This window comes from Sphingomonas sp. LM7 (assembly GCF_002002925.1).
Classification (GTDB): domain Bacteria; phylum Pseudomonadota; class Alphaproteobacteria; order Sphingomonadales; family Sphingomonadaceae; genus Sphingomonas.
On record NZ_CP019511.1, the window covers coordinates 3,351,066 to 3,371,490 of the forward strand.

Here is a 20,425-nt window from a genome sequence, read left to right on the forward strand (position 1 = left end):
TAACAGTCGGGGAGTCAAACCGGGGCTGTCGTGCGTTGGGTAGAGCGGACTGTACCGTCCGGCCATGTTATGGAGCGACGATGCGTTTGGCTGCCCTGTCCATCGTGCTGCTCCTCGCCAGCTGTGTCGGCGGCGACCGCAACGACCGCCCTGCGCCGATTCGCGAGCGCCGCACCGGTCCGGTGACGGTCACCGATCCGACGCCGCGCGAGACGCAGCAATGCTTCAGCGACTTGTCACGCGAATCGGTGCGCTTCTCGCCGCTGCCCGATCGCGACTTCGGCGGCGGCTGCGTCGTCACCGGCGCCGTGCAATTGCTCGACATCGGCGTGCCGGTGACCAACCTCAAGTCGATGCGCTGTCCGCTGGCACGGACGTTCATCGCATGGGTGCGCTTCGCAGTCGCGCCGGCGGCGAAGCAGATGCTCGGCAGCGAAGTGGTCCGGGTCGAAAGCTTCGGCACCTATTCGTGCCGGGCGATCATCGGCAGTCCCACCTCGGGCAACCGCATCTCCCAGCATGGCCTGGGCAACGCCGTCGATATCGGCGGGTTCGTGCTTGCCGACGGGCGCAGGATCCGCGTCGAGACCGGCTGGAAGTCGGAGGATCCGGCGGTGCGCGAATTCTTCCGGACGATCCACAAATCGGCGTGCAAGCGGTTCCGGACCACGCTGGGGCCGGACTATAATGCTGCGCACTATAACCACTTGCACCTCGACATGGGCCGCGGGCCGTTCTGCGCCTAGGCGCCGGACCCTAGGCAAGCCCGCGCGATCGGCCTAAGCCGAACCAAATGAGCAACGATACACGCGTCCCGAGCCGCGTCTTCCGCCCCGCGCAGGAAGAAGCCGAAAACGCCAACACCAACAGCGGCACGCCCCAGACCGAGCATCCGGCCTACCGCCTCGCCTTCCAGGACATGGATTTCCTGCTGCGCGAGGATCTCCGGCCGGTCCGCTTCCAGCTCGAGCTGCTCAAGCCACAGCTGATCCTCGACGAAGCCAATATCGCCTCGACCTTCGTCGTCTATGGCTCGGCGCGCATCCCGGAGCCCGAAAAGGCGCGGGCGCTGCTCGAACTCGCCGACACGCCCGAGCAGAAGAAGATCGCCGAGCGGCTGATCGCCAAGTCGCATTATTACGATGTCGCGCGCGAGCTGGCGCAGACCGTCAGCAATTTCCCGCTCGACGAAGCGGGCAAGCGTCATTTCGTGGTGTGCTCGGGCGGCGGTCCGTCGATCATGGAAGCGGCGAACCGCGGCGCGCGCGATGTCGGCGCCGACACGGTCGCGCTCAACATCGTGTTGCCGCATGAGCAGGCGCCCAATCCCTATGTGACGCCGTCGCTGTCGATGCAGTTCCACTATTTCGCGCTGCGCAAGATGCACTTCCTGCTCCATGCGCGCGCGGTCGCGGTGTTCCCGGGCGGGTTCGGCACGTTCGACGAGAGCTTCGAGCTGCTGACGCTGATCCAGACCGGCAAGATCGATCCGATCCCGGTGCTGTTCTACGGCAAGGAATTCTGGCAGCGCGTCGTCAATTTCGAGGCGCTGTGCGAGGAAGGCGTGATCGGCCCGCGCGACCTCAGCCTTTTCCACTTCGTCGAGACCGCGGAGGAAGGCTGGCAGATCGTCCAGGACTTCTGGCGCGACAAGCAGGCCAGGGGCTGAGCCCAGCCGTCCCCAAAAAAAAAGGCCGCCCCGAAAGGCGGCCTTTTTTCTGTCCGGAGAAAAGCCTTAGTGGCCCTTCTTTTCGGCCTGGATCGCTGCCTGCGGGTCCTTGGCCGGAGTGCCTTCCGCCGGCGTGGCCTCGTTCGAGATATTGGCCGGATCGGCGACGTTCGCTTCGGCGGCGGCGTTGTCCGCTGCCGGCTCTTCGCCTGCGGCAGGCGCCGCCGGGAAGGGCAGGTTCGAACCCTGCGAATTGAGATAGGCGATCACGTTCGCGCGGTCCTGCGGGTTCGCGATGCCCGCGAAGGTCATCTTGGTGCCCGGCGCGTACTTACGCGGGCTGGTCAGCCAAGCATCCAGCGCGTCGAAGGTCCAGGTGCCCGGAACGCCCTTGAGCGCGTCCGAATAGGCGAAGCCCGGGACATGGCCATGCGCCTTGCCGACCGAGGCATAGAGGTTCGGGCCGATGCCCGATGCGCCGCCCTGGTTGATCGTGTGGCAGGCAGTGCACTGCTTGAACACGTCGGCGCCCTTGGCGACATCGGCAGCGGCGAGACGCACTGCGATCGGCGCGACGGCGACGGCGCCGCCTTCGCCGGCGTCCTCGACGCCTTCGATTGCATAGCCCATCTTTTCAGGGCGTTCGGAGTGGAACACGATTCCGCTCACGATCGAAAGGCCGAGTGCGGCAATGCCGCCCGCCAATGCCCAGCCCGCAATCGTATTGAACCGATCGTCCATCACACGCCCCTAAAGGAAAGTCGTTTGCCCTTTAGGCTGCGGTTTTTGCTATCGCAAGCCGGGGTTGCCGCGAGAAACGCGCCCCGCTAGCGCGCGTGCCATGGAGAATTTCGCAGCGCCTGCGCGGCCGATCGTCGCGGACATGATCGCAAGGGCCTCGGCCGAGCCGGGGCGCACCGTTGCGTTCCAGGGCGCGCCGGGTGCCAATTCGCACATCGCGGTGCGCGAAGCCTTTCCTGAGGGGCTCGCCTTGCCGTGCTTCTCGTTCGAGGATGCGATCGATGCGGTTAAGGAAGGCCGCGCCGACCGCGCGATGATCCCGATCGAGAATTCGCTCCACGGCCGCGTCGCCGACATCCATTTCCTGCTGCCCGAATCGGGGTTGGCGATCACCGGCGAGCATTTCCTGCCGATCCGCTACGGGCTGATGGGTACGGGATCGCTCGATCAGGTGCGCCAGGCGATGAGCCATCCCCAGGCGCTCGGCCAGTGCCGCCACTGGCTCAAGGCGCGCGGGATCACGCCGGTCGCCTATCCCGACACGGCAGGTGCGGCGGCAGTGGTCGCCGAGATGGCGGATACCGCGATCGCCGCGCTCGCCCCGCCGGGCGCCGCCGAACTCTACGGGCTCGAACTGCTCGAGACAGACCTCGCCGATGCCGAGCACAACATGACGCGCTTCGTCGTCCTTGCGCGGGACATTCTGGCCTTGCCGGTGGAAGGTCCGGTGATGACGACCTTCATCTTCGAAGTGAGGAATGTCTCTGCCGCCCTCTACAAAGCACTCGGCGGCTTCGCCACCAACGGCGTGAACATGACCAAGCTCGAAAGCTATCAGCGCGGCGGCAGCTTCGCGGCGACCGAATTCTATGCCGATATCGTCGGCGGCCCCGGCGACCCGGCGATCGACCGAGCGCTGGAGGAATTGAAGTTCCACTCGAAATGGATGCGGGTGCTCGGCACCTATCCGCAGGCGCGCGTGCGGCCCTAGGCCCCTTCGACCCAGGCCGTCAGCAGCGTGTGTGCGATCGCATAGGGCGGGGCGGCGCCGAACGGGGCGGCGGGATCGCGCGCCAGTGCGAGCCTAACCTCGTCGCGAGTGAACCAGCGGGCGTCCTCCAGTTCGTGCACGTCGATCGTGATCGCTTCGTCCTCGGCTTCGCCAATGCAGGCGATCATCAGCGACGAAGGAAACGGCCAGGGCTGGCTGGCGACATAGCGCACTGCACCGACGCGTACGCCGGCTTCCTCCAGCGTTTCGCGGCGCACCGCCTCCTCGATCGATTCGCCGACTTCGAGGAACCCGGCGAGCGCGGAATAGCGTCCCGCCGGCCAGGGCGGCTGGCGGCCGAGCAGGACCTTGTCGCCCAGCTCGGCGAGCATGATCACCACCGGATCGACTCGCGGGAAGTGCTCGGCGCGGCAATTGGGGCACGCGCGTCCCCAGCCGGCGCGGAAGGTGAGGGTCGGCGTGGCGCAGACCGCGCAATAGCCGTGGCGACCATGCCAATCGACCAGGCTGCGCGCGGCGGCATAGAGCGCGGCATCCTGGGCATGGAAGCGATCGAGCATCGCGAACAGGGCCGGCGAGCGCGCGCCGGGAAAGGGCCGGCCATGCGGCGGTGCGGCGGCGAACAGGGGAACGCCCTGATCGAAGCCGAGGAACAGCCGCTCGCCCGGCGCCGCGTCGAGCGATGTCCAGACGAGGCGATCGGCTGCGTCGAGCTCGGGATCGAGCCCGTGCATCACCAGCAGCCGCGCGCGCGGATCAGCTTCGGCCGCTGCCAGCAATTCGGGTTCGTGGCGGACGCGGTCGGCACGATCGAGCGTGCCGCCGGTAAAGCCAGGCGCTCTCACCGCGCGAGATCGGCGTAGATCGCCTGCGATGCCTCGCGCTTGAATCCCTGTTCAGCGAACGAGTTGATCATCACCGTCGCGCGCAGCTTGCGTACCGGATCGACCCAGCCGATCGATCCTGCCGCCCCGGCCCAGCCGAACGTGCCCTTGCTCGGGCCGCCGGCCTTGTCGGCGAGGTAGACAGAGCCGCCTGCGCCGAAGCCCATCGGTGCGCCGCTGTCTGCGGTCATGTGCGCCAGCGTGCTGCGATCTACGCTGGGCGGCAGCAGGTCGGACATCGCCAGCTTCACCGTTTCGGGCTTTAGGATGCGGGCGCCGTCGAGTTCGCCGCCATTGGCCAGCATATGGAGGAACCGGTCATAGTCGCGCGCCGACATGACCAATCCAGCGCCGCCATAGGGAAAGCTGGGCGGCTGGAGCCAGACCGAGGTCGCGCCCGGATCGGCGGCGAGCTTGGGCGCCATGTAATTGGTGGCGAGGAGGCGCGCCTTGTCCTGCGGCACTGTCCACCAGCTCGCCTGCATGCGGAGCGGCGCGAAGATGCGGGTGTTGACGAACTGGTCGAACGGCATGCCGCCGGCAACTTCGATAACCCGGCCGAGCACGTCGAGCCCGATCGAATAGCTCCATTTGGCCCCCGGATCGGCGATCAGCGGCAGGCCCGCGACGCGATTGGCGAATTCTTCCAGGCTGGCAGGGCGTGCGGCGCGCATGCCGGGCTCCATCAGCGCATTGACCTGCGCCGGGTTGATGCCGAGGCGGGTATATTCGTCGAGCAAAGGCCCCTTGGTGACAATGGTGTAGCCGAGGCCCGCAGTGTGGGTGAGCAGGTTGCGCACGGTGATGGCGCGCGCGGCGGGTCGGCTGGTCAGATCCTTGGCAGGATCGACCAGCACCTTCATGTCCTTGAATGCCGGGATGAAGTCGCTGATCGGCTGGTCGAGCTTGAGCTTGCCCTCCTCGACCAGGATCATCGCGGCGATGCCGGTGATCGGCTTGGTCATCGAATAGACGCGCCACAGGCTGTCGGCAGACGCCGCCGGGGCAGTGGCCTCGTCGGCGATGCGGCCCTGAGCGACGGTCTGCGGCAGCGCGTTGCCGATGCCGGTGACGATGACGACGCCGGGCACCTTGGCTTCGGCGACGACGCGCCGGGCCAGTTCGGTGGTCGCGGCCTGTGCGCGCGTGCTCGCCGAAGGAAGCGGGACGCTGGCTTGCGGCCAGGCGGGGCTGGCCAGCGCCAGCAGTGCAACCGATCCAAATAACCGCCAGCTACGCATGCATCCTCCCGAACATCCTTGCCGCCTTGGCGAAAACCGTGGGCAATCCCGCCGCTTCGATATCGGCGATCGGCCACCATTCGCCGTCGGCCACGTCTGTGTGCTCCGCGATTGTTGCAGCCGCAAGCGCCACGTCGAGGTCGAAATGGGTGAAGCCGTGACGGACTTGCGCGTCGAGCATCCGCCAATCCGCCGCGATCGGTGCGTCGGCGAGGCCCGGCGGCGTGTCGGTCCACGGCCCGGTGGGCAGCGCGCGCATGCCGCCGAGCAAACCCTTGGCCGGGCGGCGGACGAGCAATACCTGCCCATCGCGCTCGATCCAGAACATCGTGCCATGGCGTTGCGGCTTGGGAAGCTTGGCGGCCTTGACCGGGAAGGTCTCGGGCGCGCCGGTGGCGAAGCCGTCGCACTCGGGGCGCAACGGGCAGAGCAGGCAGCGGGGCGCGCGGGCGGTGCAGATGCCCGAGCCCAAATCCATCATCGCCTGTGCGAAATCGCCGGTGCGCGCATCGGGGGTGATCGAATCGGTGAGCGTGCGGATCCTGGGCCGGGCGCCGGGCAGGGGCTCGCTCACCGCGAACAGCCGCGTCACCACGCGTTCGACATTGGCATCGACCACCACGGCGCGCTGGCCGAATGCGATCGCCGCAATCGCCGCGGCGGTATAGCCGCCCACGCCGGAAAGCCCGAGAAGCTCGGCTTCGGTCTCGGGAAGGCGGCCGCGCGCGGCGACTTCGCGGGCGCAGGCGAGCAGGTTGCGCGCCCGGGCATAATAGCCGAGCCCCGCCCAGGCGGCCATCAGATCGGCATCCTCGGACGCCGCCAGCGCCTCGAAGCTCGGCCAGCGCGCCGTGAACTTTTCGAAATAGGGGATGACCGTGGCGACCTGGGTCTGCTGGAGCATCACTTCGCTCAGCCACACCCGGTATGGATCGGGCGCGTTCGCTCCGGGCCGCGCGCGCCAGGGCAAATCGCGGGCATGGGCATCGTACCAGTGGAGCAGGGGCGCGGCGATTGCGCGAGGGACGTTGTCGGGCACGCCCCGCCTATGGCATGGGAGGGGGCAATGACGAAGACCCCCGACAAGCCGAAGCGCGCCACGACGCGCCAGCCCAGGATGGAGCCGCAGCGATCGAACCGCGCGCGCCCGGTTTCCGAGCTGCTGCCCGATGTCGGCCGCGCGGCATTCCGCAAGTTCGGCTTCGTCCAGCACGCGATCGTCAGCCGCTGGAGCGAGATCGTCGGTGAGCGCTATGCCCGCGTCTCGGCCCCCGAATCGATTCGCTTCGCGCAGGGCAAGCGCGCCGAAGGCGTGCTCAGCCTGATCGTCGCCGGTGCCCATGCGCCGATGATGCAGCACATCGCGCCGGAGATCATCGACAGGGTCAATCGCTTCTTCGGCTATTCCGCGGTTGCGCGGCTCGCGATCCGCCAGGGCGAGATCAAGCGCGCGGTGAAGAATGCGCCGCCGCCCAGCCTAGCGCCGCTGTCGGAAGCGATGGGCGATAGCCTGCGCGGCATCGCCGACCCCGAATTGAAGGCGGTTCTCGAATCGCTCGCCGCCGGCGTGGCCGCTGCCGAAGGCCTCAAGCTGGGGAAGATCGACTGATGGCGCTGCGTTTCTTCGCCGCCGCATTGCTGCTGCTCGTCGGTGCCGCTCCCGTCACGGCGCAACAGGCGCGTCCTGCCGCCAACTGGGTCGCCGTCGTCGTCAAGACTCCCGAGGGCGGCTTTCGCCAGGGCAATCCCAATGCGCCGATCAAGCTGGTCGAATATGGTTCGCGCACCTGCCCGACCTGCGGCAGGTTCGCTGCCGATGGCGTCGAGCCGATGCGCCGCGAATGGATCGCCAGCGGCAAACTCAGCTACGAATTTCGCGACTTCCTGATTCACGGCGCCCCCGATCTTGCGCTGGCGCTGCTCAATCAATGCGTGCCGACGCCGCGCTTCTTTCCCATTCTCGACCAGATGTTCGCCAGCCAGCAGGTCTTCGATGGCCCGCTGCACAGGCTGATCGAGACGCAGCCCAAGGTGGTCGAGGGCTGGCAGCAGCTTCCCCCGGCCCAGTCGGCGACCCGCTTCGCCGAAGCGCTGGGCATGATCCCGTTCATGAAGGCACGCGGCCTGCCCGAAGCCCAGGCGCGCCGCTGCCTTGCCAATCCTGCGCTGATCAAGGGCATCGCAGATACCTATGCCGGCGGGGTCAAGGCCGGCATCCAGGGCACGCCCAGCTTCTTCGTCAACGGCCGCCGCGTGCGCGCCTATACCTGGGATCAGCTCCAGCCCGAGCTTCGTGCCGCGGACAGCTGATCCACTCTTCCCGGAGACTACGACCATGCGTTTTTCCATCGCCCTTCTCCCGCTTCTCGCGCTCGCAGCCTGTGGCGGCGGTGAAGGCAATAGCTCGGCACCCGTTTCGAGCGCGCCCGTTGCACAGACGCCGCCGCCCGCGGGCAAGCAATGGGCCGATGTCGTCGTCAAGACGCCCGAGGGCGGCTATCTCCAGGGCAATCCAAGCGCGCCGATCAAGCTGGTCGAATATGGTTCGCGCACCTGCCCGACCTGCGGCCGCTTCGGCGTCGAGGCGGCCGAGCCGCTGCGCGCAAACTATATTTCGACGGGCAAGGTCAGCTACGAGTTCCGCGATTTCCCGCTCCATGGCGCGCCCGATCTCGCGCTCGCGCTGCTCAACCGGTGCGCCGGCACCGAGGCGTTCTTCCCGATGCTCGACCAGATCTTCGCGAACCAGCCGAGCTTCTTCGAGAAGATGGAAAAGCTGCCCGAGGGCTTCCAGCAGCAGCTCCAGACAATGGCCCCGCCCCAGGCGGCTGCGGCGATGGCCGACGCAGCCGGGATGGTCGAGTTCGCCAAGCAGCGCGGCATCCCCGAGGCAAAGGCGCGCCAGTGCCTCGCCGATCAGGCCGCGATCAAGGAAGTCGCCGACAGCCTGGCCGACGGATCGAACAACAAGGGCGTGACCGGGACGCCGAGCTTCTTCATCAACGGCGACAAGATCGACGCAGCGCTCTGGTCGCAAGTCGAGACCGCGCTGAAGGCGGCGGGCGCGCGCTAGCGGCCTAAGCGGGGGGCCGGGGCGATGCAGATCAAACGGCTGCGACTGACGGGCTTCAAGAGCTTCGTCGATCCGGCCGATCTGCGCATCGAACCCGGCCTGACCGGGATCGTCGGTCCCAATGGGTGCGGCAAGTCCAACCTGCTCGAAGCGCTGCGCTGGGCTATGGGCGAGAACAGCGCCAAGTCGATGCGCGGCGCGGGCATGGAAGACGTGATCTTCGCCGGCACCGCGACGCGGCCCGCGCGTGATTTCGCTGAAGTCTCGATCCTCGCCGAGCAAGTGGGGGACGACGACGAACTCGAAGTCGTCCGCCGGATCGAGCGCGGTGCAGGCTCGGCCTATCGGATCAACGGACGCGACGTGCGGGCGAAGGACGTCGCGCTGGTGTTTGCCGATTCGGCGACGGGCGCGCATTCGCCCGCGCTGGTGAGCCAGGGACGGATCGGTGCGATCATCTCGGCCAAGCCCGGCGAGCGTCGGGCGATGCTGGAAGAGGCGGCGGGGATCGCCGGGCTGCACGTCCGGCGGCGAGATGCCGAGCAGAAGCTGCGCGCAACCGAGGCCAATCTCACGCGTCTCGACGAACTGATCGGCGACCAGGAGACGCGCGCCGCGGCACTCAAGCGTCAGGCGCGGCAGGCCGAGCGCTATCGCGAACTCTCCGATCGCATCCGCATCGCCGAGGCGCGGATGATCTATGCGCGTTGGCGCGACGCGGCCGCCGCCGCCGATACCGCCAAGAAGGAAGCGGCGGCCGCCGAGACGCTGGTCGCCGAGCGGGCACAGGCACATGACGCCACCGCGGCCCGCCAGCAGGCTGCGGCAGAGACGCTTGCCGGGTTGCGCGCCGATGCACTTATGGTGCGAGACCGCGCGACGGAAGCGATGCACCGGCTGGCGACGCTGCGCAGCGAACGCGCCACCGTTGAGCGCCGCATTGTGGAGTTGCGCGATGCCGAGGCGCGGCTGGCCGACGACCGGAGCCGCGAGGGCGCGCTGGCGCATGATGCCGGCGAAGCGCTGGCGCGGCTTGGCGACGAAGCAAAGGCGCTCGATACCCGCATTGACGATGCCGGAGCGCGGATGCCGACACTGGATGGCGCATTGGCCGAGGCCGAGCGGGCGGCGCGCGATGCCGAGGTGGCGCTGGCCCAGGCGCTGGCGGCGCAGGCGAGCGAGGCTGCGGACGCGCGAGTCGCCGAGGCGGCATTGATCGCCGCGCGGACCCGAGCCGAGCGGGCAGGGCGCGACCAGGCGCGGATCGATGCGGAGATCCGCGCTTTGGGAGACGTCCAGCCGTTACAGGCCGAGAAATTGCGCGCCGCCGAAGCGCGAGCGCAGTCGGTGCGCCAGGCGGAGACCGCGCGTTCGGGCCTGACTCGCGCCGACGCCAGCGAACGCAGCGCAATCGACTCGCGGGATCGGGCGCAATCGACGCGGGCGGCTGCGCATGCCGAACTGGCGCAGATCGACAGCGAGTCCGCCGTGCTTGCCAAGGCGACGAGGCCCTCGGGCAAGGATCGGCTGCTCGATCGGCTCAAGGTCGATGCAGGTTATGAGCGCGCGCTTGCCGCGGCGTTGGGCGACGATCTTGAAGCGGGGCTCGACGCGAGTGCCGAGCGCTATTGGGCGGGTGCCGGAGCGCAGCCCGGCGATCCCGGCGCGCCGGCCGATACCACACCACTGGCGCAGCATGTCGAGGCGCCGGCGGCGCTGGCCCGTCGGCTGGCGCAAGTGCTGGTGGCGGAGAGCGATGCGGGGCACCCGCTCGCGGTCGGGCAGCGGCTGGTCACGGTCGCCGGGGTGCTGCGGCGCTGGGACGGCTATGTCGCCAAGTCGGGCGGGGCAGCGGCGGCGGAGCGGCTGGAACGGGTCAACCGGATGGCGGCGCTGGAGAAGGCGCGGCCCGCCGCGGTGCGCGCAGTGGATGCGGCCGACACCGAGCTGGCGCGGATCGACGAGACGATTGCCGAGGCGCGCCGTGCCGCGGCCGATTGCCGTCGCGTGCTAGATCATGCGGAGAATGCGGGGCGCGAAGCCGGGCGTGCCGAGGACCGTGCCACTGCGCAGCTCGAACGGATCGAATCGCAGCGCGCGGACCTGGAAGCGCGCCGCACACGCGTTGCCGCCGAACAGGACGAGGCCGCCGACGAACTGGCCCGCGCCGAAGCGCTCAAGGCGGCGCTGCCCGATGGTTCGGCGACGCGTGCTCGTGTGGCTACGCTGTCGTCCGAAGCCGAGGTTCGCCGTGCGGCGGCCGCCAATGCCCGCAGCGAACGCGGCACGCTGGAACGCGAGATCGCCCAGGCGCGCGAGCGGCTTGCCGCGGCCACTGCCGAAAGCCGCAGCTGGAAGTCGCGTGCGGGCGAAGCGGCGCGGCGCTCGGCGGAAATGGACAAGCGTGCCGTGGCGTTGGCCGAGGAAAGCGAGCGCATCGCCGACCGCCCCGCCGAGCTCGATGCCGCGGTGACCGAGGCCGAGGCGGCGACCGAAGCGGCGCGCGCGCAATCCGCAGCGGCACAGGCCGCCGAACGCGAGGCCGAGACTGCGCTGCGCGCGACCGAAGGCGAGGTGCGCGCCGCCAATGAAGGGCTGGCCGAGGCGCGCGAGGCGCGCGCCGGCGCCGTGGCGCGCGTCGAGAACCAGGAGATGCGCCGGATCGAGATGGGGCGGTTGTCGGGCGAGCGCTTCGAATGTCCCCCACCGCTGCTGCCGCAGAAAGCCGGGTTCGAGGCGGAGACGGTGCGCAGCCCACAGGAGGAATCCGCCGCCCATGAAAAGCTCAATGTCGATCGCGAGCGGATTGGGCCGGTCAATCTTGTCGCCGAGACCGAACTCGCCGAGCTGGAAGCGGCGTTCACCAGCAACGCCGCCGAGCGCGACGAGCTGGCGCAGGCAGTCAACCGGCTGCGCGGCTCGATCGGGACGCTCAACCGCGAGGGACGGCAGCGGCTGCTAGCGGCGTTCGAGGCAGTCGATGTGCATTTCCGGCGGCTGTTCTCGACGTTGTTCAACGGCGGACAGGCGCATCTGGAACTGGTCGATTCGGACGATCCGCTCGAGGCCGGGCTCGAGATCATGGCGCAGCCGCCGGGGAAGCGGCTTCAGTCGCTGACCCTGCTTTCGGGCGGCGAACAGGCGCTGACCGCGGTGGCTCTGATCTTTGCGCTGTTCCTGACCAATCCGGCGCCGATCTGCGTGCTCGACGAAGTCGATGCGCCGCTCGACGATGCCAATATCGAGCGCTTCTGCGACTTGCTCGAGGCGATGACCCGCGAGACCGCGACGCGCTATCTGATCGTTACCCACAATGCCGCGACGATGAGCCGGATGCACCGGCTGTTCGGCGTTACGATGGTCGAGCGCGGGGTGAGTCGTCTGGTCTCGGTGGATCTCGGCGGAGCGGAAAGTCTGCTGGCGGCAGAATAGGATTTCGCGCCGCCAGTTTTACGATTTACACGGTGGATATGGAATTAAATTGCTTGAAGGCGACAGATTGTGGCGATTATATACGTGACAAATCAGCCGTGATGCGGGCATATAATCCGCATGACGAACCTTACTGCACCCCGCTTCACCGACGAGACCGCAGCCCGCGAGCATCTTGAAGCTCTGCGCTGGCCGGAAGGTCCGTTCTGCCCGCACTGTGGTTCGTTCAATGCGGCACGGCTTCCTGCGCAGCGTGGCCGTCCGACCAAGGCGCACCCTGATGGCGCGATCCGCGCTGGCGTTGTCCAGTGCCGCGATTGCCGCAAGCAGTACTCTGTGACGGTCGGCACGGTGTTCGAAGGCAGCAAGGTCCCGCTCAACAAGTGGCTGCTCGCCAACTACCTGCTTGTGTCCAGCAAGAAGGGCATGAGCGTCCACCAGCTGCACCGCATGCTCGGCGTCACCTACAAGACCGCATGGTTCATGTTCCACCGCATCCGTGAGGCAATGCGCGAAGAGGGCGGCGACAAGTTCGGCGGCGGTGGCGGCATTGTCGAGATTGACGAGACGTACATCGGCCGCGACCGCACGAAGGAACAGAAGGCCGGTGGCGCCTCGCACAAGATGAAGGTTTTGACCCTCGTTGACCGCGAGACGGGTCGCGCTCGCTCGCTCCGCTTCGAGAACTTCCGCAAGGAGGAAATCGGCATGATCGTCCGTCACAACGTGGCGCACGAAGCCGTCCTGATGACCGACGAAGCGAACCTGTATCGCGGCCTGTCCAAGATGCATGCCGGTCACAAGGTCGTCACCCACGGCAAGGGTGAGTACGTCAACAAGGACGACGCCACGACCCATACGAACACGATCGAAGGCTTCTTTTCGATCTTCAAGCGCGGGATGATCGGTGTGTACCAGCACTGCGGCAAGCAGCACCTGAACCGCTACCTTGCCGAGTTCGATTTCCGTTATTCGAACCGCGCCGCAAATGGCGTTGACGATGCCGCCCGCGCCGATCTGGCCCTCAAAGGCATCGCTGGCCGTCGCCTGTTCTATCGGCGGCCTAGCTTCGCAGCCTAAGCTGCCCGCGCTTGGTCGCAGGCGCAGAATTCCGAGGAGGCGCGAGGATTAGGTGTCGCGCAAGTGGGCGGGGTACTGGCAGCGATAAAGTGCCGCCCACAGCATCGATCAAATGATCAATCCGACGCCGAATCAAACCGGAACACGGGCTCTTGAATCGCGTTGATCAATCACGATATTCGCAAAACGCAAAATTCAACGGGTGTGTCAAACGATATCCACACTGGATATCGTTTGGAGAACCGGTTTGCAAGTGGTAGAAGGCGCGGACGCCGGGGTTGACATCGTCGTCAACGGCGGTTCACCCAGTAAGAAATGTTAACCCGCTTCTGAGAAGTAGACGGTGAATTGTGTAATACCCGGGTCCGGGAGGGCCGCTACGGCTAGCAGACGCTTTCTTCAACGGAGATCGCGGCGCGGCTGCCAGGGGCGAAATTCAGGAGGGACACACCCTCCTAAAGCAATCAGGGCTAGCAGAGGGCTAGCTCGTTCTGAGCGGCTTATGCCGACGAGACGCTCAGGAATCGCAGGGTCGGCCGCAATGCCCCATGGGCAGGCAGGAAGGTGTTTTAGTGAATAACGCCATCGAACGCGCCGCTGATCTGTTGTTCGGCGACGCCGGACGCAGCGTGGTTAACGTGCGTTTTCTGTGCGGCGGCCAAGACAATGTCTCTGCCGAGCGATTGGCAGAGCAAATCGTTTTGTCCGAAGCTCAGATTCGCGGTGAGCAAGCGCGCCGGATTACGAATGTGGACGAATATTTGACGTCTATCGCATCGTAAGTTAGCGAGTGCCCCATAATTGGGGCACTCGCATGAACTTCAAAGAACTATACAAAATTGCAGAGGATGCCGTCGCTTCGAAGAGTGTTCCGAAGCCGGTTACTTTTGAGTTCCTGCGAGAACATATCACGCAGGACAAATCCCTCATCGAACAGTTAGATGTCTGGCGGGTGGTTTATCAACCGCCCATCGAAGAGGCGCGCTTTACCCTATTCGATGAGCGTGAAAGCCTCCACGATGAACCAGTATATTATGCTGAAGTTTCGTTCTGTGCGTCTTTGGAGAGCAATCCTCCGCACTTGCTATACGCACTGATCAAAGAACTGATGCACGTGTTTGACCCAATGGAAACATGGATCAATACGCGAGAAAAATTCATTCAGTTCCTCAAGGATCTCCAAAATACTCCACTGGAAATGGCGAACGGCTCAATCGAAGTGGAGCATAAGGCCAAGTGGATGGCAATTTTGGCTCTGTGCCCCCAAACCTTGCGCACCCATATTGTCACATCCGTGAACAAGAAAGGTGTTTTGAAAGAAGAGATAGCTCAAGAGCTTGGGCTTCCTCGATTGGTGATCGAGATCGCACTGGACGACTATTACGAGAAGGCTTTAGCGCTTCTCACTTAGGCGTTTGTGGATATCAGACCTGCCGCACAATCTCCCACTGTAAGCTAGCGCGGGGCTGCGTCACCCTCGTCTGGTTTCCGCGGTCGTCCCCGCCGCCGCTCTCCCGTTGACTCTGGTAGCGGTTCGTGCGGCTTTGGCGGGGTACTCAGCATCCTGCGGAGTACGTCATCTTCGGTGGGGGTGCTTCTGTCCACGTTCGATCCTCATGATGAAGACATGTTGCGCGGCTACTGGCAGGCGCTTGGTCGATTCGTCTTCTACTACGCCTACCTCGAAGACGCGATGCAGCAAACGCTACGTCGGGTAACTCGCACCCCACCTGCGGTCGGCAAGGCGATTTTTTCCGGTGTCCGAGTTTCGCAAGCGATCTCGAATATCCGTCGCACGTACGAGGCCAGAGGTGAGGCGGTGCCGGCCTTCCTTGAGGAGACGATGCAGAAGGCTGGTGCCATCAATTCTGAACGCGACCGCATACTACATCACGGCATATACTTCCGCGCCTGGGACGAGGGCATCGTTACTGATCAAGCTCGCCAGCTTGATCGGAAGGTCCGCACCACACAGATAACGGTTCCGCTTCTGGATGATTTGAACTGGGACACCATGGTGGTCTGGTCACGGCTGGTGGTGTTTAACCGGACCCTATCGCGAAAGATAGCAGCATCCGAATCAGGCCGAGTGGGAAAGCGCTGCGCAAAGGCCATGGCGCTATAAACCGCCAAAACCACTTCCCGCTCCGGGCTCGACTCCCCGCACCAAGCAAGCGCAAGCTCGCCGGCGGAAACCATCTTCGGGGTAATCTCGATCTCAAACGCCAGCCTGTCGCATGCCGGTATAGCGGTTTCATGGCGCTTTCATGTATATAATCGCCCAGATTGTTGCGCTGGCTTGTTGGACGATTTTGACGCGTTCAAAGAGCGTTTCATGCAGAAATGCGCCGATAGCACAGCAGGCGAAATCCTATATTTCAAGCGGGTGGCTGGGCGAGGATGCGTTCGTAGAGCGCGATATAGGCGTCGGCCATCGCCTCGACCGAGAAATGCGCCTTCACCCGGGCGCGGCAGGCGGCGCGGTCGATCGCTTCGATCTGGGTAAGCGCAGTGATCGCTTCGTCCGTGGAGCGGACGAGGATGCCGGTTTCGGGCGTGATCAGCTCGGGCATGGAGCCGCGGTCGATCGCGATGACCGGGGTGCCGCACGCCATCGCCTCGATCACCGAGAGCCCGAACGGCTCGTCGAAGTTGATCAGATGGAGCAGCGCCCGGGCCTTGCCGAGCGCGCGCAGGCGCTGCTCGCCGCCGACGGGACCAAGATAGCGGATCCGCTCGCCATCGACATGCGGCATGACTTCGCGATCGAAATAGCCCTGGTCCTGGACGATGCCGTAGAGGTCGAGCCGGCGGCCGGTGGCGAGCGCGACATGGATCGCCTCTGCCGCGCCCTTGTCGGGATGCATGCGGCCGAAGAAGAGCAGGTCGTCGCTGCCCTCGGCGTCGAACGGGAATTCATCGAGGCGGATGCCGTGGTGGATCGTCGCAGCGTAGTTGAGCGACGGGTGGCGATCTACCTCGCTGATCGCGACGAAGTGCACGCGGTTCTCGAACGGCTTGTACATCGGCAGGATGCGGTCCGACGAAAAGCCGTGGATCGTGGTGACCATCGGCGTGTCGATCAGCGGAGCATAGGCATGGGCGGGGAAATCCGCCTGGTTGTGGATCAGGTCGAACTCGCTCGCACGGGCGAACAAATGCGATTGGTGGGCGTATTCCCAGACCTTCGCGTCGATCGCGGGGTCTTCCTCATAGCCGCGCGGCACCACGCCGGCGAGCGTGCCGGCGGTCTCCGAATCCTGCGTGGCGAACAGCGTCACGTCGATCCCGCGGGCGACCAAGGCCTCGGTCAGCAGGCTAGTTACCAGTTCCCACGGGCCATAATGGCGCGGCGGCGTGCGCCACGCGATCGGCGCCAGCATTGCGATCTTCATCCGAGAATATAGCCTTCGTTCGGGCCCAGTATCGCGGGATCGTCGCCGGTCCCGGTGGTGAGCAGAACCGACAAACCCTCGGCCCATTCGGGTATCGCAAAGCTCTGCGGCGTGTCGCCGAGGTTGAGGACGACGAGGAGCCGCTGGCCATGATGGCTGCGTTCATAAGCGAGCAGAGTCCCCGCACAATCGATCGGCAGCCAGCTTCCCATCGACAAGGCGGCGTGCGATCGGCGGAGCGCGAGCAGGTCGTGGTATAGCCGCCACATCGAGCGGGGATCGTCGCGCTGGGCCGCCACATTATGCGCCTGCCAGTCGTCATGGAGCGGGAGCCAGGGCGTCGCGGCGGAGAAGCCGGCATTGGGGTTGTCGTCCCATGCCATCGGCGTGCGCACCGGATCGCGACCGAGGCCCAAGCCGGGCTCGCGCAGCTCGCGGGGATCCTGGACGAGAGGGGCGGGGATCACGACGTCCTGCATGCCGATCTCGTCGCCATAATAGATCGTCGGGGTGCCGCGCAGGGTGAGCAGCAGCATTGCAGCGACGCGCGCCTGTGCGGGGCCAAAGCGGGTGGCGGCGCGCGGGCGATCATGGTTGCCCAGCACCCAGTTCGGCCAGCCGCCGGCGGGGAGCGCGGCTTCGTAATCGGCGATCAGGCCGGCGAGGCTGCGTGCTTCCCAAGGCGCGTCGATCAGCTGGAAGTTGAAGGGCAGGTGCACGCCCGGTTTGCCTTCGCCGTAATATGCCATGAGGCGCTCGATCGGCAGGTAGATCTCGCCGATCAGCACGCGCTCGGGATAGCTATCGGCGATGCGGCGCATGTTGGCGGCGATGCCATGGACTTCGGGCTGGTCGGTCGAATGGAGCTGGAGCACGCGGTGCATCTCGCCCATTGCCGGCGCATAGGCGGGGTTCTCCGGATTGTCCGGGAAGTCGGCGTGCTTGACCATGTGCCACAGCACGTCGATCCGGAAGCCATCGACGCCGCGCGCGAACCAGAAATGCAGCACGTCGAGCATCGCCGCGCGCAGCTCGGGATTGCGCCAGTTGAGGTCGGGCTGCTCCTTGAGGAAGGCGTGGTAGTAATATTGGCCGGTGGTTTCGTCCCATTCCCACGCCGGACCGCCGAAATCGCTGATCCAGTTGTTGGGCGGGCCGCCGTCCGGGGCGGCGTCTCGCCAGATATACCAGTCGCGCTTTGGATTGTCGCGCGAGGAACGGCTTTCGAGGAACCAAGGATGCTGGTCCGACGAGTGGTTGGGAACGAAATCGAGGAGCAGCTTGAGCCCGCGATCGTGCGCGGCCTTCAACAGCGAGTCGAAGTCTTCGAGTGTGCCGAAGCGCGGGTCGATGCCGGTATAGTCGGCGACGTCGTAGCCGAAATCGGCCATCGGCGAGGGGTAGATCGGCGAGATCCAGATCGCGTCCACGCCGAGCGCAACGAGGTCGTCGAGGCGCGATTCGATGCCACGGAGGTCGCCGATGCCGTCGTTATTCGAGTCCTGAAACGAGCGGGGGTAGACCTGGTAGATCGTGCCATGTTGCCACCAGAGAGGTTGGGTCATGTCCAGGTCTCTCCGTCTGCGCTCCCCTTCCGCTTGCGGGAGGGGTCGGGGGAGGGATTATCCGCAGGCAGGCAGCGGCTTCCGGTATCCAGCCGCTCCCCTAACCCCTCCCGCAAGCGGAAGGGGGATTTTGCGGTCCCGTCGATCACCGGAAGCGCTCCTTCGGGATCTGCGTGATCCGGCAGGCCAGGTCGGCTTCGCCACTTGCCACGATGTAATGGTCGCCGGCGTCAGCCACGCCGGTGGTGAACACGACGGGGGTCGGCAGATACATCTGGTGGGCGATGTCTGCGGTGAGCGTGGGGTTGGCTTCGAGCAGTGGTACTTCGTCCTCGACGCGGAGAATCTTCGACGGATCGTCCTTGTCGAGCAGCGCCCAGAAGCTGCGGTAGACGCCGACAGCGTCCTGCTTCTCGACGCCGTGATAGATCATCATCCAGCCCTCCGGCGTCAGCACCGGCTGGCTGCCGCCGCCGATCCGCTGGGTGCTCGTCGTGCCTTTGCGCGCGCGGATGCCGGGGGTGTCGAGCGGCTTCCAGTGAAGCCCATCGGGCGATTGCGCCATGTTGATCGAGGGGCCGCCGAGCCATTCGCTATCCTCGGGATAGGCGAAATAGACTTCGCCGAGCGGTCGGGTGAGCGCGATGAACTTGCCGCCGACCTTGCCTTCGAACAGCAGCATGTCCTTGTTCTGGTGATCGAGGACGACGCCGAGCAGTTCGTAGTCGAGGCCGTTGGCCGAGCGGTACATCGCGGTGCAGTGGCGCTCGGCCGAAACGCCGCAGACCGTCATCCAATATGTGTCATCGACCTTGCTGATGCGCGCATCTTCGACGCCATATTCGAGGAAACTCGCGGTGGGGGCGATCGCCTTGTCGTAGTGGATCGTGAGGATGATGCGCCCTTCGGCGTCTAGCTCGACCGGGAGCAGCCACGACAGCGACGTCAGTCCGAGCAGCCTCGGGTTACGGTCCTTGAGCGCGAACTGGCGCGGATCGTCCATGTGGATGCCGTGCAAGGGATGGCGATCGAGATGATAGCCGTCCGCCGCCCAGCGGATCGCGCGGGCGCTGTCGCCGTGGACGGGATCCTGGAGCGCCTCGGCGACGCGGACCATCAGCAGCAGATTGCCGTTCGGCAGCCGGGTGAAGCCGGGGTTGAACGCGCCGAGCACATAGGTCGGCTCGGCGATCGACGTCCGCAGCGGCGAGCGCGACAGATCGACATCGTCGGGGCGGAAGATCAGATAGTCGTCGGGCATCTGCCCCCCTTGGTCAGCAGCCGGGAACCTGGCTCTCGCCTCCCTCGATCTGGAAGCGGTCGCCACGACGAACGTATCGTTCGGCGAACGATCGGGTTCCCTGGTAGCGCACGGTGAAGCTGCGATCGCGGACGATGTCGGTGAGGCTCCCGGTGAGCGACTGGGCGCCGTTCTCCACCATTCCGCTATCATCGAAGGTCGTCGTGATGCTCGCTAGGCCGGCAGGTCCGGTGGGACGCAGCTCGACCAGGTCGGTCAGCGCGACGGTGCAACCCTGCCAGGTGCCGCCGCCTTCGACCACCAGCACGGGCAGCGCCGAGAAGTCGGCGGAGACCGACCATTTGCCGAGATCGCCGAAGCTGCCGCTGGTCACCGCTTCGGGATAGGCCCTGGCCAGCGCGAAGCCGTCGCCGTCTGCGCGCAGATAATAGGCCGCGATGACGCCGGCTTCGGCATGGCCCGCATCCTCGACATGGCCGTGGCGCAGCAGCACCGGGCCAAAGGGCGTGTCGATCAGCTTGTCGTCGCCGTCGAAGGCGTAACGGCTATCCTTCGCGGCCGGCACTGCGCGCACTGCCTGCGCCAGCCGTGCGGCGGGCGACAGCGGCGGGGCCATCGCCTTCGCTGGTGTCGCGGCGGCGGTCGGTGCGGGCTTGGCGGGTTTCTCCGGCGTGACGTCGCAGCCGGCCAGCAGCACCAGCGCCGCGGCAATCGCGATGCGCGTCATACGGCGTCGCGCAGCCGCTCGTGGTGGCGGATCACTTCGTCGATGATGAAGCGCAGGAACTTCTCCGAGAATTCGGGATCGAGATCGGCGTCCTTGGCGAGCGCGCGCAGCCGGGCGATCTGGGCCTCCTCGCGGGTCGGGTCGGCGGGGGGCAGGCTGTGGGTAGCCTTGTAGGCGCCGACCGCCTGAGTCACCTTGAAACGCTCGGCGAGCATGTGGATCAGCGCGGCATCGATATTGTCGATGCTCTGGCGATAGCGATTGAGCGTCTCGTCGGGCATGTGCCCCTTTTGCGCGCGACGCGACGCTACGCAAGCCTTGCCTTTGCCGCCGTCACGCGTCAGA

At 65.9% G+C, this 20,425-nt stretch carries 20 protein-coding genes; 11 read left to right on the forward strand and 9 right to left on the reverse strand.

Going from position 1 to position 20,425, the window contains the following annotated elements:
- The first annotated feature begins 80 nt into the window (after nt 1–80).
- On the forward strand, nt 81–746 hold the full coding sequence (locus tag BXU08_RS15585; RefSeq protein ID WP_077510888.1) for an extensin family protein: 666 nt from the start codon (nt 81–83) through the stop codon (nt 744–746).
- Between the two features lie 47 nt (nt 747–793).
- Complete coding sequence (locus BXU08_RS15590) at nt 794–1,669, forward strand: LOG family protein (protein WP_077510889.1); 876 nt, start codon at nt 794–796, stop codon at nt 1,667–1,669.
- A 66-nt stretch (nt 1,670–1,735) separates the two neighbouring features.
- On the opposite strand, the gene BXU08_RS15595 is transcribed toward BXU08_RS15590, so the two are convergent.
- On the reverse strand, nt 1,736–2,410 hold the full coding sequence (locus tag BXU08_RS15595) for a cytochrome c family protein (protein ID WP_077510890.1): 675 nt from the start codon (nt 2,408–2,410) through the stop codon (nt 1,736–1,738).
- A gap of 100 nt (nt 2,411–2,510) precedes the next feature.
- Here BXU08_RS15595 and BXU08_RS15600 point away from each other — a divergent pair, with 100 nt between their 5' ends.
- Complete coding sequence (locus BXU08_RS15600) at nt 2,511–3,401, forward strand: prephenate dehydratase (protein WP_077510891.1); 891 nt, start codon at nt 2,511–2,513, stop codon at nt 3,399–3,401.
- Here the strand turns inward: BXU08_RS15600 and nudC are convergent.
- From nudC to BXU08_RS15615, 3 genes are read right to left on the reverse strand one after another with little or no spacing between them, the layout of a single operon-like run.
- Complete coding sequence (gene nudC / locus BXU08_RS15605) at nt 3,398–4,267, reverse strand: NAD(+) diphosphatase (RefSeq protein ID WP_077510892.1); 870 nt, start codon at nt 4,265–4,267, stop codon at nt 3,398–3,400. The two genes, BXU08_RS15600 and nudC, sit on opposite strands and share 4 nt — an antisense overlap.
- The gene (locus BXU08_RS15610) at nt 4,264–5,547 is read right to left on the reverse strand and encodes a serine hydrolase (protein ID WP_077510893.1); all 1,284 of its coding nucleotides are present in this window, start codon (nt 5,545–5,547) and stop codon (nt 4,264–4,266) included. Before BXU08_RS15610 ends, nudC begins: the two co-directional genes overlap by 4 nt.
- Entirely contained in the window at nt 5,540–6,586 is a 1,047-nt protein-coding gene (locus tag BXU08_RS15615) for an A/G-specific adenine glycosylase (RefSeq protein WP_077510894.1), read from the reverse strand. The genes BXU08_RS15610 and BXU08_RS15615 overlap by 8 nt, the downstream gene beginning before the upstream one ends.
- A gap of 27 nt (nt 6,587–6,613) precedes the next feature.
- Between BXU08_RS15615 and BXU08_RS15620 the strand changes: the two genes are divergently transcribed.
- From BXU08_RS15620 to BXU08_RS15655, 8 genes are all read left to right on the forward strand, one after another.
- Nucleotides 6,614–7,156 (forward strand): DciA family protein, encoded by a 543-nt coding sequence (locus BXU08_RS15620; RefSeq protein ID WP_077512479.1) that lies wholly within the window; start codon nt 6,614–6,616, stop codon nt 7,154–7,156.
- The gene (locus BXU08_RS15625) at nt 7,156–7,857 is read left to right on the forward strand and encodes a thioredoxin domain-containing protein (protein ID WP_077510895.1); all 702 of its coding nucleotides are present in this window, start codon (nt 7,156–7,158) and stop codon (nt 7,855–7,857) included. Before BXU08_RS15620 ends, BXU08_RS15625 begins: the two co-directional genes overlap by 1 nt.
- 25 nt (nt 7,858–7,882) lie before the next feature.
- Nucleotides 7,883–8,620, forward strand: coding sequence for a thioredoxin domain-containing protein (locus tag BXU08_RS15630; protein WP_077510896.1), 738 nt, complete (start codon nt 7,883–7,885; stop codon nt 8,618–8,620).
- 24 nt (nt 8,621–8,644) lie between these two features.
- Nucleotides 8,645–12,052: a chromosome segregation protein SMC gene (gene smc / locus BXU08_RS15635; RefSeq protein ID WP_077510897.1), complete on the forward strand. Its 3,408-nt coding sequence runs from the start codon at nt 8,645–8,647 to the stop codon at nt 12,050–12,052.
- Between the two features lie 120 nt (nt 12,053–12,172).
- Nucleotides 12,173–13,132, forward strand: coding sequence for an IS1595 family transposase (locus BXU08_RS15640; protein WP_077510898.1), 960 nt, complete (start codon nt 12,173–12,175; stop codon nt 13,130–13,132).
- A gap of 548 nt (nt 13,133–13,680) precedes the next feature.
- Entirely contained in the window at nt 13,681–13,914 is a 234-nt protein-coding gene (locus BXU08_RS15645; RefSeq protein WP_077510899.1) for a hypothetical protein, read from the forward strand.
- 32 nt (nt 13,915–13,946) lie between these two features.
- On the forward strand, nt 13,947–14,543 hold the full coding sequence (locus BXU08_RS15650) for a hypothetical protein (RefSeq protein WP_077510900.1): 597 nt from the start codon (nt 13,947–13,949) through the stop codon (nt 14,541–14,543).
- A 174-nt stretch (nt 14,544–14,717) separates the two neighbouring features.
- The gene (locus BXU08_RS15655; RefSeq protein WP_077510901.1) at nt 14,718–15,257 is read left to right on the forward strand and encodes a hypothetical protein; all 540 of its coding nucleotides are present in this window, start codon (nt 14,718–14,720) and stop codon (nt 15,255–15,257) included.
- A 253-nt stretch (nt 15,258–15,510) separates the two neighbouring features.
- Here BXU08_RS15655 and BXU08_RS15660 read toward each other — a convergent pair whose 3' ends face one another.
- The 5 genes from BXU08_RS15660 to BXU08_RS15680 form a co-directional block, all read right to left on the reverse strand.
- Complete coding sequence (locus BXU08_RS15660) at nt 15,511–16,527, reverse strand: glycosyltransferase family 4 protein (protein WP_077510902.1); 1,017 nt, start codon at nt 16,525–16,527, stop codon at nt 15,511–15,513.
- Nucleotides 16,524–18,092: an alpha-amylase family glycosyl hydrolase gene (locus BXU08_RS15665; protein WP_077510903.1), complete on the reverse strand. Its 1,569-nt coding sequence runs from the start codon at nt 18,090–18,092 to the stop codon at nt 16,524–16,526. The genes BXU08_RS15660 and BXU08_RS15665 overlap by 4 nt, the downstream gene beginning before the upstream one ends.
- Before the next feature lie 145 nt (nt 18,093–18,237).
- Nucleotides 18,238–19,353: a glycosidase gene (locus tag BXU08_RS15670; protein WP_077510904.1), complete on the reverse strand. Its 1,116-nt coding sequence runs from the start codon at nt 19,351–19,353 to the stop codon at nt 18,238–18,240.
- A gap of 13 nt (nt 19,354–19,366) precedes the next feature.
- Nucleotides 19,367–20,080, reverse strand: coding sequence for a hypothetical protein (locus BXU08_RS15675; protein ID WP_077510905.1), 714 nt, complete (start codon nt 20,078–20,080; stop codon nt 19,367–19,369).
- Entirely contained in the window at nt 20,077–20,361 is a 285-nt protein-coding gene (locus BXU08_RS15680; RefSeq protein WP_077510906.1) for a chorismate mutase, read from the reverse strand. Before BXU08_RS15680 ends, BXU08_RS15675 begins: the two co-directional genes overlap by 4 nt.
- Between the last annotated feature and the right edge of the window lie 64 nt (nt 20,362–20,425).

Bases quoted from the DNA above. Each gene is read 5' to 3' on its own strand.
- BXU08_RS15585 (WP_077510888.1), top strand. From the start codon at position 81: ATGCGTTTGGCTGCCCTGTCCATCGTGCTGCTCCTCGCCAGCTGTGTC.
- BXU08_RS15590 (WP_077510889.1), top strand. From the start codon at position 794: ATGAGCAACGATACACGCGTCCCGAGCCGCGTCTTCCGCCCCGCGCAG.
- BXU08_RS15595 (WP_077510890.1), bottom strand. From the start codon at position 2,410: ATGGACGATCGGTTCAATACGATTGCGGGCTGGGCATTGGCGGGCGGC.
- BXU08_RS15600 (WP_077510891.1), top strand. From the start codon at position 2,511: ATGGAGAATTTCGCAGCGCCTGCGCGGCCGATCGTCGCGGACATGATC.
- BXU08_RS15610 (WP_077510893.1), bottom strand. From the start codon at position 5,547: ATGCGTAGCTGGCGGTTATTTGGATCGGTTGCACTGCTGGCGCTGGCC.
- BXU08_RS15620 (WP_077512479.1), top strand. From the start codon at position 6,614: ATGACGAAGACCCCCGACAAGCCGAAGCGCGCCACGACGCGCCAGCCC.
- BXU08_RS15625 (WP_077510895.1), top strand. From the start codon at position 7,156: ATGGCGCTGCGTTTCTTCGCCGCCGCATTGCTGCTGCTCGTCGGTGCC.
- BXU08_RS15630 (WP_077510896.1), top strand. From the start codon at position 7,883: ATGCGTTTTTCCATCGCCCTTCTCCCGCTTCTCGCGCTCGCAGCCTGT.
- smc (WP_077510897.1), top strand. From the start codon at position 8,645: ATGCAGATCAAACGGCTGCGACTGACGGGCTTCAAGAGCTTCGTCGAT.
- BXU08_RS15640 (WP_077510898.1), top strand. From the start codon at position 12,173: ATGACGAACCTTACTGCACCCCGCTTCACCGACGAGACCGCAGCCCGC.
- BXU08_RS15645 (WP_077510899.1), top strand. From the start codon at position 13,681: ATGGGCAGGCAGGAAGGTGTTTTAGTGAATAACGCCATCGAACGCGCC.
- BXU08_RS15650 (WP_077510900.1), top strand. From the start codon at position 13,947: ATGAACTTCAAAGAACTATACAAAATTGCAGAGGATGCCGTCGCTTCG.
- BXU08_RS15660 (WP_077510902.1), bottom strand. From the start codon at position 16,527: ATGAAGATCGCAATGCTGGCGCCGATCGCGTGGCGCACGCCGCCGCGC.
- BXU08_RS15665 (WP_077510903.1), bottom strand. From the start codon at position 18,092: ATGACCCAACCTCTCTGGTGGCAACATGGCACGATCTACCAGGTCTAC.
- BXU08_RS15670 (WP_077510904.1), bottom strand. From the start codon at position 19,353: ATGCCCGACGACTATCTGATCTTCCGCCCCGACGATGTCGATCTGTCG.
- BXU08_RS15675 (WP_077510905.1), bottom strand. From the start codon at position 20,080: ATGACGCGCATCGCGATTGCCGCGGCGCTGGTGCTGCTGGCCGGCTGC.
- BXU08_RS15680 (WP_077510906.1), bottom strand. From the start codon at position 20,361: ATGCCCGACGAGACGCTCAATCGCTATCGCCAGAGCATCGACAATATC.